Origin of the sequence: Pseudomonas sp. Xaverov 83, from assembly GCF_019352905.1 — a bacterium.
Lineage (GTDB): Bacteria > Pseudomonadota > Gammaproteobacteria > Pseudomonadales > Pseudomonadaceae > Aquipseudomonas > Aquipseudomonas yamanorum.
Window position 1 is genome coordinate 93,253 of record NZ_JAAAFU010000038.1, and the last position, 16,669, is coordinate 109,921.

Annotated in this window: 12 protein-coding genes; 1 reads left to right on the top strand and 11 read right to left on the bottom strand. The window is 61.3% G+C overall.

What is annotated here, in order from left to right:
- Nucleotides 1-23: 23 nt before the first annotated feature.
- From K0H47_RS13880 to K0H47_RS13930, 11 genes are all read right to left on the bottom strand, one after another.
- Entirely contained in the window at nt 24-1,466 is a 1,443-nt protein-coding gene (locus K0H47_RS13880) for an efflux transporter outer membrane subunit (RefSeq protein WP_219272947.1), read from the bottom strand.
- Nucleotides 1,463-2,521: an HlyD family secretion protein gene (locus tag K0H47_RS13885; protein WP_219272948.1), complete on the bottom strand. Its 1,059-nt coding sequence runs from the start codon at nt 2,519-2,521 to the stop codon at nt 1,463-1,465. The genes K0H47_RS13880 and K0H47_RS13885 overlap by 4 nt, the downstream gene beginning before the upstream one ends.
- Before the next feature lie 26 nt (nt 2,522-2,547).
- A complete protein-coding gene (locus tag K0H47_RS13890) occupies nt 2,548-4,083 on the bottom strand; it encodes an MFS transporter (protein ID WP_177025661.1) in 1,536 nt (511 codons plus the stop codon).
- A 229-nt stretch (nt 4,084-4,312) separates the two neighbouring features.
- Nucleotides 4,313-5,233 (bottom strand): LysR family transcriptional regulator, encoded by a 921-nt coding sequence (locus K0H47_RS13895; protein WP_063033667.1) that lies wholly within the window; start codon nt 5,231-5,233, stop codon nt 4,313-4,315.
- A gap of 171 nt (nt 5,234-5,404) precedes the next feature.
- Nucleotides 5,405-6,253 carry an ABC transporter permease gene (locus K0H47_RS13900; protein WP_017478025.1) on the bottom strand — a complete coding sequence of 283 codons (849 nt, stop codon included), beginning with the start codon at nt 6,251-6,253 and terminating at the stop codon, nt 5,405-5,407.
- 12 nt (nt 6,254-6,265) lie between these two features.
- Entirely contained in the window at nt 6,266-7,117 is an 852-nt protein-coding gene (locus K0H47_RS13905; RefSeq protein WP_093203148.1) for an ABC transporter ATP-binding protein, read from the bottom strand.
- A 1-nt stretch (nt 7,118) separates the two neighbouring features.
- On the bottom strand, nt 7,119-8,144 hold the full coding sequence (locus K0H47_RS13910; RefSeq protein ID WP_093203152.1) for an ABC transporter substrate-binding protein: 1,026 nt from the start codon (nt 8,142-8,144) through the stop codon (nt 7,119-7,121).
- A gap of 14 nt (nt 8,145-8,158) precedes the next feature.
- Nucleotides 8,159-9,052 (bottom strand): TauD/TfdA family dioxygenase, encoded by an 894-nt coding sequence (locus tag K0H47_RS13915; protein ID WP_063033670.1) that lies wholly within the window; start codon nt 9,050-9,052, stop codon nt 8,159-8,161.
- 186 nt (nt 9,053-9,238) lie between these two features.
- A complete protein-coding gene (locus K0H47_RS13920; RefSeq protein ID WP_093203157.1) occupies nt 9,239-10,603 on the bottom strand; it encodes an HlyD family type I secretion periplasmic adaptor subunit in 1,365 nt (454 codons plus the stop codon).
- On the bottom strand, nt 10,593-12,749 hold the full coding sequence (locus K0H47_RS13925; RefSeq protein ID WP_026078040.1) for a type I secretion system permease/ATPase: 2,157 nt from the start codon (nt 12,747-12,749) through the stop codon (nt 10,593-10,595). The genes K0H47_RS13920 and K0H47_RS13925 overlap by 11 nt, the downstream gene beginning before the upstream one ends.
- 41 nt (nt 12,750-12,790) lie before the next feature.
- A complete protein-coding gene (locus tag K0H47_RS13930) occupies nt 12,791-14,149 on the bottom strand; it encodes a TolC family outer membrane protein (protein ID WP_063033672.1) in 1,359 nt (452 codons plus the stop codon).
- Between the two features lie 338 nt (nt 14,150-14,487).
- Between K0H47_RS13930 and K0H47_RS31070 the strand changes: the two genes are divergently transcribed.
- Nucleotides 14,488-16,669 (top strand): retention module-containing protein (locus tag K0H47_RS31070; RefSeq protein WP_257626664.1); only part of this gene is annotated, 2,182 nt, incomplete at its 3' end.

Consider the following 16,669-nt stretch of genomic DNA (forward strand, 5'->3'; position numbering starts at 1 on the left):
TCCCTGGACTGTGGGCACTGGTATTAACGCCCTGCCGTCTGTTCCGGATACACCGACTCCCAGCCCCCGCCCAATGCCTTGTACAACCCGACCATGGCCAGGGAAACCCCGGTGGAGCTTTCCACCCACTGTTCCTGCGTCGCCAGCAACGCACTTTGCACGGTCAGCACGTTAACGAAATCCACCACGCCTTCGACGTATTGATGCTGCGCCGTGGCAAGGGCGATCTGGTTCTGCCGGACGGCTTCGGCGAGGCTGTCGCGGCGCAGTTGGCTGGCGTTGTAGCGAGTCAGCTGGTCGTCGATTTCATGCCAGGCCCGCAGCACAGTTTGCTGGTAGGCCAAAGCCGCTTCCTGTTGCTGGGCTTCGCGCAAATCGAGCATGCCTTGCAGCCGGCCACCGTTGAAAATCGGCAAGCTCAGTTGCGGGCCAAAGGCGAATGCACGAGAACTCCACGAGCCGAGATCCGCCAGCTGCAACGCCTGGGAGCCCACGCTGCCGGACAGGGTGATGCGCGGGTAGAAGTCGCCCTTGGCCACGCCGATGGAAGCGGTGGCGGCATGCAAGCGCGCTTCGGCCTGGCGGATATCGGGGCGCCGTTCGGCCAGTTGCGACGGCAGGCCAATAGCAACCTGACGTTGGGTTTGCGGCACGGCGGCGTCCTTGGACAGTTCGGCATACAGAGCTTGTGGCGGTTCGCCCATCAACAAGCTCAGGGCGTTGATCAGTTGGTCCTGGCGTTGCTGCAAGTCCGGCAGGCGCGCCTCGATGGCGGCGACTTGAGCGGCGGCTTCGGCGACGTCCAGATCAGTAGCAACCCCGTCGGCCAAACGCAGTTGCGACAGCTTGAGGCTGTGGCGGGCGACGTCGAGGTTTTGCTCGGTGACGGCCCGGGTGTTCTGTACGCCGCGCAGTTGGATGTAGTCCTGGGCGGTTTCCGCCAGCACTGACAACAGCACGGCGCGGCGGTCGTTTTCGGCGACTTGCAGGGTGGCGTCGGCGGCTTCGGTTTCGCGCTTTACCCGGCCCCAGAAGTCCAGTTCCCAGGCGGCGGAGAAACCCATGTCCCATTGGTTGAAGGCCGAGCGGCCATTCTTGCCGGAGGGATCGCTCAAGCCATCGGCGCTGTTGCGTTGGCGCAGATAATCCCCGGTGGCGTTGACGGTCGGGTAGCGCTCGGAAGTGATCACCTGGCGCGCCGCGCGGCTTTGTTGCAGGCGACTGCTGGCGAGTTTCAGGTCGAGGTTGTCGGTCAGTGCACGACGCGTCAGCGCGGTGAGTTGCTGGTCATGGAACACTTCCCACCAACGCTCTTCCAACGGCTCGTTGACCGCATGACTGGCGGCTTGTCGGCCCTGAGGCTCGGTCCATTTGCCCAGCGGGTTTTGCGGGCGCTGAAAGTCCGGGCCGACGGTGCAGGCACTCAGGCTGAGCAAACTCAAGGTGATCCAGGCGAGATGTCTCATTGCTGGGCGACCTCGCGTGGCTGGGCGGCGGCGTGGGTGTCGACGCTGGCTTCCACCGACATGCCGACCCGCAGGCGTTCGGTCAGCGCCTGGCCGGGCTCCAGGATGATTTTCACCGGAATGCGCTGCACCACCTTGGTGAAGTTGCCGGTGGCGTTGTCCGGCTTGACCGAGGCGAACGTCACGCCAGTGGCCGGCGCCAGGCTTTCAAGGTGCCCCTTGAGCACATCACCGTCGAGGCTGTCGACCCGCACTTCAACCGCTTGGCCTGCGTGCATGTGGGACAGTTGGGTCTCCTGGAAATTGGCCACCACGTAGGCCTCGGCCAGCGGCACCACGGCGAGGATCTTGCTGCCCGGCGTCACATAGGCGCCAACCCGCACCGCACGCTCGCCGACCATGCCGTCCACCGGCGCGACGATGCGGGTGTACGACAGCTGAAAGCTGGCCATTTCCAGTGCGGCCTGGGCACGTTTCAAACCGCCTTGCGCCGCATCCTGCTGGGCGCTGAGGATTTCCACTTGCTTGCGTTCGGCAGCCAGTACCGCCGTGGCATTCGCCAGGCGCGCGGTAGCCTGGTCGATGCGGGTCTTGGCTTGCTGAGCGTTCTGCACAGTACCGGCGCCTACGCCCGCGAGGTGGTTGTAGCGGTTCAGTTCGTGTTCGGCAAACGCCACTTCGGCGCGATCTGCCGCCACCGTGGCCTGGGCCTGGGCGATCACCGAGCTTTGCCGCTCCAGGGTCGCCGTGGCGTTTTTCAGTTGCGCCTGGGCCACCAACGTATCGGCATCAGCCGCCTGGGCTGCGGCGCGGAAGTCGCGGTCATCGATCAGCGCCAGCAACTGGCCGGCCTTGACCCGCTGGTTGTCTTCCACCAGCACTTCCTTGATAAACCCGGCCACGCGTGGCGCCACCAGGGTGTAGTCGGCGGCGACGAAGGCGTCGTTGGTGGTCTGGCGCTTGCTGCCGAACACGCCCGGCGCCAGCAGGTAAACCAGCACACCCACGGCGAACACGGTGATGACGGTTACAGCGATTTTGTCTTTGCGTTTCATAACGATCCCTTTGGCTCAGTGAGCAATCAAGTCGGCGCGCGGGGCGGATAAATCCGCGTAGGCATCCAGAAAATCAGCAGGATCAACACCGCCGCGACACCGGCCATGACGTAGTAGAGATCCGAAGAAGTGAGCACCACGGCCTGCTGGTGCAAGCGATGGGCAAGGCCGGCGGCATCGCTGTCGGCCAGGGGCGAGTTGCCCAGGCTGTCCACCAACATGGTCGAGTGGAAATGCAGGCGGTGGGTGGTCAGGGCGTCGATCACGCCTGTGGCGACCACGGCGGCCAGGCCTTTGACGGTGTTGAACCACGCCGAGGCGAACGGCCCGTCCTGCGGCGTAATGCTGCCGGTGGAGAGCATCAACAGCGGCAACACCGCCATCGGTTGCCCGAAAATTTGCAGCAATTGCAGCGCATAGAAGTCATCGCGGATCCACGCCGACGTCAGTTGGGCCCCGCCCACGCAGGACAGGATCAGCATGCTCAAGCCGATGCCCAATACCCAACGGCAATCGACCCAACGCAGGTTGCACAGCGCCGCCACCAACGGCAGCGCGATCAACTGCGGCAGCGCCATGATCAGCATCACCGGGGCAGTTTGCAGCGGGCGGTAGCCTTGTACCTGAGCCAGGTAGCTGGACGGAATGATGGTCACCGCCAGCAGCACGATCAGCACGCCGGCGAGCACGATCAGCGCGAACGCCAGGTTGCGGATGCCGAGCATCTGCAACTTGAAAAACGGCATCGGGTGCGACCACTCGTTGATCATGAACAACACCAGCAACACCAGGCCGCCGATCAGCAACGAGGTGATCAGCGGTGATTCGAACCAGTCCAGGCGGTTGCCCTGCAACAGGCCGATCACCAGCATGCAGATCGCCGGAAAACCCAGCAGCAGGCCCCGCCAGTTGAACTGCTTGAAGCGCTCCAGGCGCAACGGGTCCTGGGGCAAGCCGTAGGCTACGGCGGCCATGGCCAACAGGCACGGCCCGACAATCTGCCAGAACGCCCATTGCCAACCGACGTATTCGGTCCACATGGCCGCCAGCGGTGTGCCGAGGCTAGGGCCGAAGGTTGCGGTCAGGGCGTAGCCGGCCAGGCCGTACAGCTTGACGTTGGCCGGCAGGAACCGCAGGGCCACAGTCATCAGCATCGGCGGCAAAGCGCCGCCGGCCAGGCCTTGCACGGTGCGCAAAATCAGCAGGCTTTCGTAATTCGGTGCGAACGGGCAAAGCACGCCAAGCACGGTGAACAGGCCGATGGCGCACAGGGTGAAACGGCGCAGAGAGAACGTCACCGAACACCAGGGTGCAAAGGCCATCGCCGAGACGGAGGTGGCGGTGTACGCGGCCACCAGCCAGGTGCCTTCGTCGAAGCCGATGTACATCGCGCCGCGAATATCGGCGAGGGCGACTTTGGTCACCATCTCGTTGAGGCCGGACACCAGTACCGCGAGCAAAACGCCCACCAGGCCGATGATGATGCGCGGGCCGAAAACGGGCGGGGTGATGGCGGTCGGCTTGGCTGCGGCCAGGGGTGCGGGAGCAGCGAGGGACGTCATGAACTACAACTCGGAATAAGAAATACCCGAGCAGTTTAATCAGGCTTAGACATGACAGAAAGTGACTTATAGGAAGCTTATAAGTGCACCAGACGCAATGATCAAAATGTAGGCAATCGCAGTGGGAGCCGGGCTTGCCCGCGACGGCATCACCTCGCTATTCCTGAAAAGCCGGGTCGCCCGCATCGCAGGCAAGCCAGCTCCCACATTGACCGAGCTCACTTGCGACTCACGTGGGCTGCGCTTCTTGCCACGTCGCCTCGCAGCATTCACGCATGGTTTCGCGCAGCCATTTATGGGCCGGGTCCTTGTCGAAACGCGGGTGCCAGGCCTGGGTCAACACCAGGGTCGGCAGGGAGATCGGCAGGGTGAAGGCGCGCAACGGCAGCTTCAGGCGATTGGCGCTGTAGAGCGCTTCCTTGGGCACCGGCAGGATCAGGTCGGAGTCCGGCAGCATGAACATCGCGCCGTGAAACCCCGGGGCGATCATGGCGACTCGACGTTCCAGGCCCTGGGCGTTGAGCGCCGTGTCGATCGGACCACGGGCGATGCCGCGCCGGGAGATGCTAATGTGGGAGTAGCTGGCGAACCGTGCAGCGGTGATTTCTCCATCGAACAACGGATGCCCTTCCCGCGCCAGCCCGACGAAGGTGGTGGTGAACAGGTTTTGCACCTTCACTTCCGGAGTGATCGGCATGGTGTTACCCACCCGCAGATCGAGACGGCCTTCCCGCAGGGCTTCGTCGTCTGTGTCGCCTTCGGGCACGAAGCGTAGCTCGCACAGCGGCGCCATGCGCTCCATGGTGTCGAACAGCCGACCGCCATACACCCCGACAAAAAAGTCATTGGCCCGCACGCTGAACCGCCGGCGCAGGGTGCGCAAGTCCACTTCGTCCGCCGAGCGGAACAGCAGCGCCGCCTGTTCCACCACGTTACGCACCTGGCCTTGTAGCTCCAGGGCCTTGGGCGTCGGCACCAGGCCGCGACCGGCGCGCACCAGGATCGGATCGCCCACCGCCTCGCGGATTCGCGTGAGGGTGCGGCTCATGGCGGCCGGGCTCAGGTTCATCCGCCGTGCGGCACCCACCACACTGCCCTCGTCGAGCAAGGCGTCGAGGGCGACCAGCAGGTTCATGTCCGGTAATTGCATGCCAAGCACTCGTGATGGGTTGGGAGTGAACTTGGCGCAATCGTAGCAGGCTTCTCTGTAGGAGCGAGCTTGCTCGCGAAGAACGTTAACGGTAACGCGGGCATCCTGAAGGGACGCGTCGCCTGGGCTTTTTTCGCGAGCAAGCTCGCTCCTACAGGGAGCAGCAGGTGATTAGCGTTGCATGCCCCAACGCTTCACGGTGACGCGCTCCAGGGTGTCGAACACCAGGTTCTCTACCAGCAGACCGATCAGGATCACCACTGCCAAGCCGGCAAACACCTTGTCGGTGTACAGCTCGTTGCGGTTCTGGAAGATGTACCAGCCCAGCCCGCCCTTGCCGCTGGTGGCGCCGAATACCAGCTCGGCAGCAATCAGTGTGCGCCAGGCAAACGCCCAGCCGATTTTCAGCCCGGCGAGGATCGAAGGCAGCGCCGCCGGGATCAGGATGAACAGCACAAAACGCATGCCCTTGAGGCCGTAATTGCGACCGGCCATGCGCAGGGTTTCCGAGACACCGAGAAACCCGGAATAGGTGTTGAGCGCCAGCGCCCACAGCACTGAATGCACCAGCACGAAGATCAGGCTGTTCTGCCCCAGGCCAAACCACAACAGCGCCAGCGGCAGCAGGGCAATCGCCGGCAACGGGTTGAACATTGAGGTCAGGGTGCTCAGCAGGTCGCGACCCAATTGGGTCGACACCGCCAGGGTGGTCAGGGCGAACGCCAGCACAATGCCGATCAGGTAACCCTTGATCAGCACCACCAGCGAGATGCTGACCTTGCTCAACAGCTCGCCACTGGCCATGCCGTCGTAGAACGCGCTCAGGGTCTGCAGGAAGCTCGGCAGCAGCAGGTCATTGTTTTGATAACGGGCGGCCGCTTCCCAGAGGATCGCGAGCACGATCAGGATCAGGCTTTTACGCAGCCAGCCTTGTTGCCACAGGCGCTGACGCAGCGGCAACTCGCGCTCTACGCGAACACCGGGCAACGGTTCGAGGGTGATTTCATATTCCTGGCGCATGGTGGAAACCCTTCAATAAGCGATGCGGATATCGGCGAAACCCAGCTCGGTTTCCGCCTCGGGCGCTTCATCAAACAACAGCCGATGAATGCGCCGCGCCGAAGCCTGGAACGCCACACCGCCAAGGCTGTGCAGGTCGTATTGATGGCTGTGGATTTCCGCTCGCACCCGCCCCGGGTGCGGCGACAGCAACAGGATGCGGTTGCCCACCACCAGCGCTTCTTCAATGGAGTGGGTGACGAACAACAGCGTGAAGCGCACCTCTTCCCAGAGCAGCAGCAACTCTTCCTGCATCTTGCGTCGGGTCAGGGCGTCGAGGGCGGCGAAGGGTTCGTCCATCAGCAGGATTTTCGGCTGCATGGCCAACGCCCGGGCGATTGCCACGCGGGCCTTCATGCCGCCGGACAGGGTGTGTGGATAGGCATCGGCAAAGGCCGTAAGGCCGACTTTTTCCAGGTAGTACAGGGCCCGCTCTTCAGCCTCGCGACGCTTCAGGGTCTTGGAGGCGAGCAGCGGGAACATGACGTTCTGCTTGACGGTTTTCCACGGCGGCAGTTGGTCGAACTCCTGGAACACCACGATGCGGTCCGGCCCTGGCTGCTCGACTTTTTGCCCAAGCAGACGGATCTCGCCCTCACACGGCTTGATAAAGCCGGCGATGGATTTCAGCAGCGTGGATTTGCCGCAGCCCGAAGGCCCCAGCAGTACAAAGCGGTCCGCCGGGTCGATCTCGAAACTGACCTGGTGGGTGGCCCGCACGACCCGTTCTGGTGTGCGGTATTCAAGGCTGACTTTATCCACCGAAAGCAGTGCTTCGGTGGTCGTCGGGTTGCTGGCCGTGTGGCCTTGCAAGGGCGCGTTCATGTCAGCTCCCTTGCAGCGGCTTGGTGTCCTGGAAGAAGTAATCCTTCCACGATTCGGGTTTGTTTTTGATCGCGCCGACGCGGTAGAGGAATTCCGCCAGCGGGTAGGTATTTTTCGGTGTGACGCTGAATTCGAATTGCGGGTTTTCGATGATTTTCAGCAGTTCGGCGCGGTCGATCTTGGCCTTCGTCACGCGAATGTAGGTATCGGCGGCGGCGCCTTTATCGTTCTGGGCGAATTGGGCCGCTTCGGTCAGCGCCTCGACGAACGCCTTGTAGGTTTTCGGGTTGTCGTTGCGGAATTTCTCGGTGGCGAACAGCACCGTCGGCGAGTTGGGGCCGAGGATGTCGTAGGAATTGAGCACCACGTGCACGTTCGGGTTGGTCAGGGCCTGCTCCTGGAACGGCGGGTTGGAGAAGTGCCCGGTCAGCTCGGTACCACCGGCGATCAACGCAGCCGTGGCGTCCGGGTGCGGGACGGCGACGGTGTACTTGTCGAGGCGATTGAATTCCTTGTCGCCCCACTGCTTGGCCGCGGCGTATTGCAGGAAGCGCGACTGCACGGAGACGCCCACTGCGGGTACGGCGATGCGGTCTTTTTCGGTGAAGTCGGCAATGGTCTTGACCTTGGGATTGTTGCTCACCAGGTAGTAAGGGAAGTTGCCCAGGGAAGCGACGGCTTTCACGTTCTGCTTGCCGTGGGTGCGGTCCCAGATGGTCAGCAGCGGGCCGACGCCAGCGCCGGCGATGTCGATGGAGCCGGAGAGCAACGCATCGTTGACGGCGGCGCCGCCGGACAGTTGGGTCCAGTCGACCTTGATGTCGATGCCTTCCTGCTTGCCGTATTTTTCGATCAGGTTCTGGTCACGCACCACGTTGAGCAACAGGTAGACGATGCCGAACTGCTCGGCAATGCGAATCTCTCCTTCGGCCTGGGCGGCCGCAGGTGCAACAAGGCTGCCGGCCAGCAGGCTGACGCCCAGGCCGACCGTGGCGGCCAGGCGCGCAAATGGGATTTTCTTGGACATGGTCTTGCTCCGGATCAGAAAGGCGCGTCGCCCTGGATGGTGGTGCGGAACAGCTTGCGCCGCAGGTGACTCGGGCAGCCGGCCGCCAGGTGGATCAGCGAGCGGTTGTCCCAGAACACCAGGTCGTGGGGCTGCCACTGATGGCGGTAGATGTTTTCGGGCAGCACGCTGTGGGCGTAGAGCTGGGCCAGCAAGTCGCGGCTTTCGTCTTCCGGCAGGCCGACGATACGGGTGGTGAAGCCCTCACTGACGAACAGCGCCTTGCGGCCATTTTCCGGATGGGTACGTACGATCGGGTGCACCACTTCCGCCACTTGAGCCAGCTGCTCAGGCGTGAGGGTCGGGCGCCAGTTGCCTTCGAATTTGGTTTCGCTGTAACGCGCCGTGTAGGAGTGTGCGGCGCTGCGACCTTCGACAGCCTTTCGCAGGTGCTCGGGCAGGTGGTCCCAGGCTTTGTGCATGTCGGCGAACAAGGTGTCGCCGCCTTCGGACGGCAGCTCCTGGGCATGGAGCATTGAGCCGAGGCTCGGCAGCTCTTTGTAGGAGAGATCCGAGTGCCAGAACTTGCCGGCGTCCCCCAGGCCGATGGATTGGCCATTTTCGATGATGTTGGAGACGATCAGGATTTCCGGGTGGTTGGCCAGCAGGAATTGTTTGAGCACGTGGATTTGCAGCACACCGAAGCGGCGGCTGAAGGCGATCTGTTGCTCGGGAGTGATGCGTTGGTCGCGGAAGACGACGACATGGTGGTCCAGGTGCGCGCGATGGATGCGGGCGAAGTCCTGGTCGCTGACCGGGCGGGTCAGGTCCAGGCCAATGATCTCGGCGCCGACGCTGCCGGGAAATGGACGGATCTCAAAGGTTTGTGCAGTGTCGTTCGCTGTTGGAACAGTAGAGGTGGCAGACATGAGTTCACTCCCGGACAGTCAGGAGAGTGACTTTATAGTCATAAGAACGGCATTTTAAATACCGTTAATGAATATCGATATGGCTTTTGTACAGCCCATGGCACTTGGGTGTTTTGGAGGGCCTCATCGCGGGCGAGCCCGGCTCCCACAGGGGGCGGCCGGGCTTGCCTGTGCGTGCAATCGGGATCAGCGCTCGTGCAACGCCTCTGCCCGCGCCCGAAGGATCGGCTTGAGCAGGTAGCTGAGGATGCTTTTCTGGCCGGTGATGATGTCGACCGACGCCACCATGCCGGGGATGATGATCAGCGGCTTCTCATCGGTGCCCAGGTGGCTGCGGTCAGTGCGCAGGGTGATCATGTAGTAGGTGGTTTTCTTGTCTTCGTCGGTGATGGTGTCGGCACCGATGCGCTCGAGCTTGGCCTTGAGGCCGCCGTAGATGGTGTAGTCATAGGCGGTGAACTTGACCACCGCTTCTTGCCCCGGGTGCAGGAAGGCGATGTCTTGCGGACGTATCTTGGCTTCCACCAGCAAGGTGTCATTCAGCGGCACGATTTCCACCATGTCGCTGCCTGGCTGGATCACGCCGCCAACGGTATTCACCAGCAGCTGCTTGACGATGCCACGCACCGGCGAGGTCACCAGGGTGCGGCTTACCCGATCTTCCAGGGCCTTGCCGGTAGACGCAGCCTTGTTCAGTTCGGTACGGGCTTCGTTGAGTTGCGTCAGGGCCTCACTGCGGAATTTGCCGCGGGTTTCGTCGATCTTGCGCTGCACTTCCTTGATCGCCGATTCGGCACGGGGAATCGCCAGGGTAGTTGCATCGAGTTGGCCACGGGTTTCCATTTCCGCACGCTTGAGCCGCAGCACTTCAACCGGCGAGACCGCGCCCTGGGCCACCAACGGCTCGGACATGTTGATTTCCTGGCGCTGCAACGACAGCTGGTTGCGGTATTGGCCTTGCTTGGAGGAGAACTCGCGCAGTTCCTGTTGACGCTGCACCAGTTGCTCCTGCAACCCGCCGACTTCGTCCTTGAGCTGCTGACGACGGCTCTCGTAGAGCGAGCGCTCACTGGCGGCCTGGCTCGGCGCGGCCTTGAGCACGTCGTCCGGAATATTCAGCGGACGGTCATCCACCTGCGCGCTCAAGCGTTCGACCCGCAGCAACATCGACAACCGCAAGGCTTCGGTTTCGCCGGCGTTGGACACAAAGCGCGTGTCATCCAGACGAATCAACGGCGCCCCGGCTTCGACGATCTGGCCTTCCTTGACGTACAGCTCTGCGACGATACCGCCTTCAAGGTTTTGGATTTTCTGCAGTTTGGAGGACGGAATCGCCTTGCCGTCGCCGCGCGTCACTTCGTCGATACTGGAGAAATACGCCCAGCCCACCAGGAACAGGAAAAACGCGATGATCGCCCAGATGGTCAGGCGGATGACCCGCGGCGCATCTTCGATCAGTGCTTTGTTGACCTCGGGCAGCGGCTGGTCTTGCAGGGATTCGGAGCCTTTGAAGTAGCGGCCAACCGCGTTTTTGAAGGACTTAAGCGACACTGATTTGCCCCTTTTTCAACGCTTCCATGACGGCGGCTTTCGGGCCATCGGCGAGAATCTGACCACGATCGACCACCAACAGGCGGTCCACCAGGGACAGCAGCGAGGCGCGGTGCGTGACCAGCACGACCGTCTTGTTTTGCACCACAGCTTGCAGGCGTTGTTTCAAGCGTTCTTCACCGGTGTTGTCCATGGCGCTGGTCGGTTCGTCGAGCAGCAGAATAGGCGGGTTGAGCAATAAGGCACGGGCCAGCGCGACGTTCTGCCGCTGGCCGCCGGACAGGTTCTGCCCGCGCTCGCCGACTTGCAGTTCGTAACCTTGGGGGTGCAGGCGGGCGAACTCGTGGACACCGGCCAATTCTGCGGCTTGCAGGACCATTTCGTCTTCGACATAGCGGGCACCGGATACCAGGTTGTCCCGCAGGGTGCCGGCCAGCAGTTGGATATCCTGGGGGACGTAGCCGATGTTGTGGCGCAGCTCGCTGACGTCAATCTGGCGAACGTCCACGCCGTCCACCAGCAAGGCGCCGGAGTCGGGTTGGTAGAGGCCGACAATCAATTTGGCCAGTGAGCTTTTACCCGAACCACTGCGCCCGATAATGCCGATCTTTTCCCCAGGCTTGATCACCAGGTTGAGGTTTTTCAGTGCGGCGTTTTGCTGGTCCGGGTAGGTGAAGTTCAAGCCCCGGCATTCGATCGCACCTTGCAGCGTGCGGCGGCTCATCGGACGCTCTTCGAAGTTGCGCTCTTGGGGCAACTCCATCATCTGGTCTACCGATTTCATGGTGACTTTGGCTTGCTGGTAACGGGTCAGCAGGCCGGACAGCGAAGCCAGCGGGCTCAAGGCACGGCCACTGAGCATGTAGCAGGCAATCAGGCCGCCCATGCTCAGGTTGCCGTCGATGATCTGGTAAACACCGAAGCAAATCATCACGACGCCCGCCAATTGCTGAATCAGCAGCGTCATGTTCATCGACAGGCCCGACAGCAACTTCACCCGCAGTTCCAGACGGCTGAGGGTGCCAATGGTTTGCTCCCACTGGTATTGGCGTTCACTTTCGGCGTTATTGACCTTGACCGCGTCCAGCCCGGCGAGGGTTTCGATCAGGCTCGACTGACGCTCGGCGGCCAGGGCCATGGTTCGCTCCATGGTTGCCACCAGGGGCTTTTGCAGGGCGTAACCGATGCCCAGGGCCAGCGGGAACGCCAGCACGGGAATCCACACCAGGTGCCCGCCGAGGATAGCGATCACCAGGAAAATCAGCAGGGTGAACGGCAGGTCGATCAGGCTGGTGAGGGTCAGTGACGCGAGGAAATCCCGCAGGCTCTGAAACTCGTGGATATTTTGGGCGAAGCTGCCCACCCGCGCCGGGCGGTATTTCATGGACATCCCGACAATGCGCTCGAACAGCGTCGCCGAGATAATCAGGTCGGTTTTTTTCCCGGCCAGGTCCAGGCACAAACTGCGCAGACTCTTGAGGATCAGATCGAACAGATAGGCGCCACCAATGCCGATAGCCAGCACCCACAAGGTGGCCGTGGCCTGGTTCGGCACTACACGGTCATAGACGTTCATCACGAACAGCGGTGCGGCCATGGCGATGATGTTGATCAGGAAACTGGCAGCGATGGCGTCTGTGTAAAGCCAGCGCGAGCGCTTCAAGGTGTCGCGGAACCAGGAGCGGGCACGGGGGATCAGGGTGCCGTGGTTGACATCGAACTTGTGCTGGGGTTGGGCGAAGAACACTTTGCCGGTGTAATCATCGGCCAGCACGTCGCGTTTGACGACGACTTCACCGCCGTCGCTTTCGCTGAGCAAAATGCGAGCTTCGTCCTCGCCATGCCAACCGACCAACACCGTGCTGCGACCGTCCTTGAGCAACAGCAAGGCCGGCAGGGCGATGGTCGGAATCTGTTCCAGCTTGCGTTGCAACAAACGCCCCTGGAGCCCCGCGCGTGCAGCGGCGCGAGGCAGCAGTTCGGCGCTCAGGCGTTGCGCAGGCAACGGCAGGCCGGTGGTGAGCATCGCCGCACTGGCAGGTTTCTGATGCAGTGCACAAAGCGCAAGCAACCCGTCGAGTAACGGGTCGTCATGCAGCGTGCGTGGATCATGACTGAGATGAACTCGACTGACTTCTGATTCCACGCGGGTACTCTCGACTAACAGATGGGGCTTGGAGGGGTGGCTCAATTCATCCCTGGCAGTTGGACTTTAGGCTTCACGTCGTTTTGCACGACGGAGGCCATTGGCGCGACCACTCCCTGGCTTTTGAGCAATTCGCCCATGGTCGCCTTGATTCGGTATTGAGTAAATAACTGAATGTTTTTGATCTCTTCCAAACGGCGGGAAGCGGTGAACAGTTCGTTCTCGCTGTCGAGCAAATCGAGCAGGGTACGTTGGCCCAAACTGAATTGCTGCTGGTAAGAAGTGCGTACTCGGGTGCTGTGATCAACGTATTGCTGGGCGATCGGCACTTGGGCGTTGGCGTTGTTCAGGGCATTCCAGGCCAGGCCCAGCTCTTCGTTCAACTGGCGCAAGGCGTTATTGCGGATATCCAGGGCCTGGTTGGACAGGGCCGATTTGGATTCCAGATCAGCTTTGTTGCTGCCGCCGGAGTAAAGGTTGAAGCGCATGCGCAACATGGCTTCCCAGCCATTGTTGTGGGACGGGTCACCGTTGACGTTGTTGTCGGCATTGGTGCCGAGTTCAGCATCAAAACGCGGGTAGAACGCCGACTTGGCGGCTTGGTACTGCTGTTCGGTCGCGACGATATCGGATTCGGCCGAGCGCAGGATCGGGCTGTTGTCGAGCATCTGGCGACGTGCTTCGTTCAGGTCGGCTGGCAGCATGGCCATGAACGGTGCCGGGCGCTCCAACTGGTCAGGCATCTGGCCCACGGCACTCAGATAGTTAGTCTGGGAGTCGGCCAGGTTGGTCTGTTCGGTGATCAGGTTGTTACGGGCTTGAGCCAGACGGGCTTCAGCCTGGTCCTGGTCAGCACCGTTACCGACGCCGCGCTGGGTGCGCAGTTTGATCTGGTCGTAGATGCGCTCGTGGTTGCGCAGGTTCTCTTCAGCCAGGCGTACGAATTCACGCCGGGTCAGCACGTCCAGATAGACCTGGGCAACGGTCAGGCCAGTGCGCTCGGAGGTGCCGAGCAACGAATAAGCACGGGAGTTGACGGTGGCTTGTTGACGCCCTACTTCGCTGGAAGTGGCAAAACCGTCAAAAATCATTTGCTGCAGACGCAGGCTCGATTCGCCGCGGTTGAGCGTATCCCATTGGTTGCTGCCACGACCGTTGGCGGCACGAGTGGACGAGTTGTCCACACCTTCACGACCGTAGCCACCGGCCAAGTCTACCTTCGGCAGGTAGCCACCTTGGGCGGCGCGTAATTGGTAGTCGGCGGCGATACGACTATTTACGCCGGCCTGAATCTCAGGGTGCACGTCGAGCGCTTGCTGCATGGCCTGTGGCAATGTTTGGGCGTGTACGAAACTCGCGGCGAGGACGAACGGCAGTGCCTTAAACAGGTGCAAACGCATTTCAAAAATTCCCCAGGACTTCTTGTCTCAAATCACAGCAGATCGAGTAGCTGTGTCGGAAAATGGCAACCGTAATGACCGTACGTCGGAAAGTTCAAAATCGGAACTGGTTCACACATGTAGGACGGTTCGCCGCATAAATATCAATGTGACATTAGTGGGGCGATTGTTTAGGATGGCGGCCACAAGGTCAATAGTTTGGCATAAAGTTAATTCCGAAAAAATATAGCCAAATTATTGACGAATCACCTGTCAAAAGTCTTAACACCTCCAAACTGGCGCTAACTAGTGCTCAGGTCTATGGAAGTTACCCGAACGGATCGCCGGAGAAATCTTCAATGAGCAGTGTTGTTGCCATCGTCAAAAGCATTGTTGGCCAAGTTTTCGTCATTTCTCCAGAAGGAGTCAGACGTGTACTTGTCGAAGGCGACCGACTGTTCGCAGGGGATCAGGTAGACACCGGCCTCTCGGGCGCCGTTAGCCTGGAGCTGGCCGACGGCCGCACACTGGACCTGGGCCGTGAAACCCAGTGGAGCGCCGAAACGCCGGACTCCAGCCTCGACTTGGCCCAAGCAACAGCCCAGGCCGCGCCGTCGGTTGCCGAGCTGCAGCAAGCCATCGCTGCCGGCGCCGACCCGACCACCGACCTGGAAGCTACCGCAGCAGGGCCGACTGCGGCCGGCACGGGCGCAGCGGGTGGCGGCCATAGTTTCGTGGTGCTGGATGCGACAGCGGCCAGCGTTGCACCGACCATTGGTTTCCCAACGGCCGGCCTGGGTGTGACCACCTCGGCCCTGACCCAGAACGCGGGCGCACAGGCGAGCGACGCGGGCGGCCTGGTGCTGCAAGCCTCCACGCTGACCCTGGGCGCGACCCCGACCATCACCGAAGCGGGCGGCGTGCTGACCTACACCGCCACGGTGACGCAGGCGCCCACCAGCGACCTGAGCATCACCCTGTCCAATGGCGCGGTGATCACCATCCCGGCCGGCCAATTGACGGGCACCGTGAATGTGCCCCTGGCACCCAACGACACCCCGTACATCGATGCAAGCCAGATCAGCGTCACCGTCACCGGCACCACCGGTGGCAACAACCTGGTGCTGACCACCGACCCCGCGCCGGCGGTGACCCAAATCACCGACACCGTCGACACCACCACTGTCACGCTGACAGCCGGTAATACCGTGACCGAAGGCGGTCAGATCACTTACACCGCTACCCTGACCAATCCCGCGCAGACACCAGTGACTGTCACTTTGAGCAATGGCTCGGTGATTACCATTGAAGCCGGGAAGTCCACCGGGACGGTCGTGGTCGATACGCCAGCCAATGATGTTTACAACAACGGCTCGACCATCAGCACCACGATTACCGGGGCTACCGGGGGTAACTTCGAGAACCTGGTGCCGGCGACTACGCCAGCGGTTACCACCATTACCGATTCGATCGATACCACCACTGTCACGCTGACAGCCGGGAATACCGTGACCGAAGGCGGTCAGATTACCTACACCGCGACCCTGACTAATCCAGCACAGACACCGGTGACTGTCACTTTGAGCAATGGCTCGGTGATTACCATTGAAGCCGGGAAGTCCACCGGGACGGTGGTCGTCGAAACCCCAGCCAATGATGTTTACAACAATGGCTCAACCATCAGCACCACGATTACCGGGGCTACCGGCGGCAACTTCGAGAACCTGGTGCCAGCGACTACGCCAGCGGTTACCACCATTACCGATTCGATCGACAACACCACCGTCACCCTGACGGCGGGCGAAAGCGTGACCGAAGGCGGCCAGATTACTTACACCGCCACCCTGACCAACCCAGCGCAGACACCGGTGACTGTCACTTTGAGCAATGGCTCGGTGATTACCATTGAAGCCGGGAAGTCCACCGGGACGATCGTGGTCGATACGCCAGCCAATGATGTTTACAACAATGGCTCGACCGTTAGCACCACCATTACGGCGGCGACTGGCGGTAATTTTGAGAACCTGGTGCCGAGCACTACGCCAGCGGTGACTACGATCACCGACTCGATCGATACCACGACGGTAACGCTGTCGACTAACGACACAGCGATCACTGAAGGCGGTCAGATCACTTACACCGCCACGCTTTCGAATGAAGCGCATGCGCCGGTGACCGTGACTTTGTCTAACGGTCAGGTGATCACTATCGACGCGGGTAAAACCACGGGCACCGTGGTTTTCCAGACTCCGGTCAATGACGTTTACAACAACGGTTCGACCGTTAGCACCACGATTACCACCGCTACTGGCGGCAATTTCGAGAAGTTGGTACCGGATAACACTAATCCGCCGACCACCGTTATTTCGGACTCGATCGATACCACCACCGTGACCTTGTCGACTAACGACACTGCGATCACTGAAGGCGGCCAGATCACTTACACCGCCACGCTTTCTAATGAAGCGCATGCGCCGGTGACCGTGACCCTGTCCAACGGCCAGGTGATCACCATTGATGCCGGTAAAACCACCGGCACTG

Coding starts and splice junctions, on each gene's coding strand:
- K0H47_RS13880 (WP_219272947.1), bottom strand. CDS start 1,466: ATGAGACATCTCGCCTGGATCACCTTGAGTTTGCTCAGCCTGAGTGCC.
- K0H47_RS13885 (WP_219272948.1), bottom strand. CDS start 2,521: ATGAAACGCAAAGACAAAATCGCTGTAACCGTCATCACCGTGTTCGCC.
- K0H47_RS13890 (WP_177025661.1), bottom strand. CDS start 4,083: ATGACGTCCCTCGCTGCTCCCGCACCCCTGGCCGCAGCCAAGCCGACC.
- K0H47_RS13895 (WP_063033667.1), bottom strand. CDS start 5,233: ATGCAATTACCGGACATGAACCTGCTGGTCGCCCTCGACGCCTTGCTC.
- K0H47_RS13900 (WP_017478025.1), bottom strand. CDS start 6,253: ATGCGCCAGGAATATGAAATCACCCTCGAACCGTTGCCCGGTGTTCGC.
- K0H47_RS13905 (WP_093203148.1), bottom strand. CDS start 7,117: ATGAACGCGCCCTTGCAAGGCCACACGGCCAGCAACCCGACGACCACC.
- K0H47_RS13910 (WP_093203152.1), bottom strand. CDS start 8,144: ATGTCCAAGAAAATCCCATTTGCGCGCCTGGCCGCCACGGTCGGCCTG.
- K0H47_RS13915 (WP_063033670.1), bottom strand. CDS start 9,052: ATGTCTGCCACCTCTACTGTTCCAACAGCGAACGACACTGCACAAACC.
- K0H47_RS13930 (WP_063033672.1), bottom strand. CDS start 14,149: ATGCGTTTGCACCTGTTTAAGGCACTGCCGTTCGTCCTCGCCGCGAGT.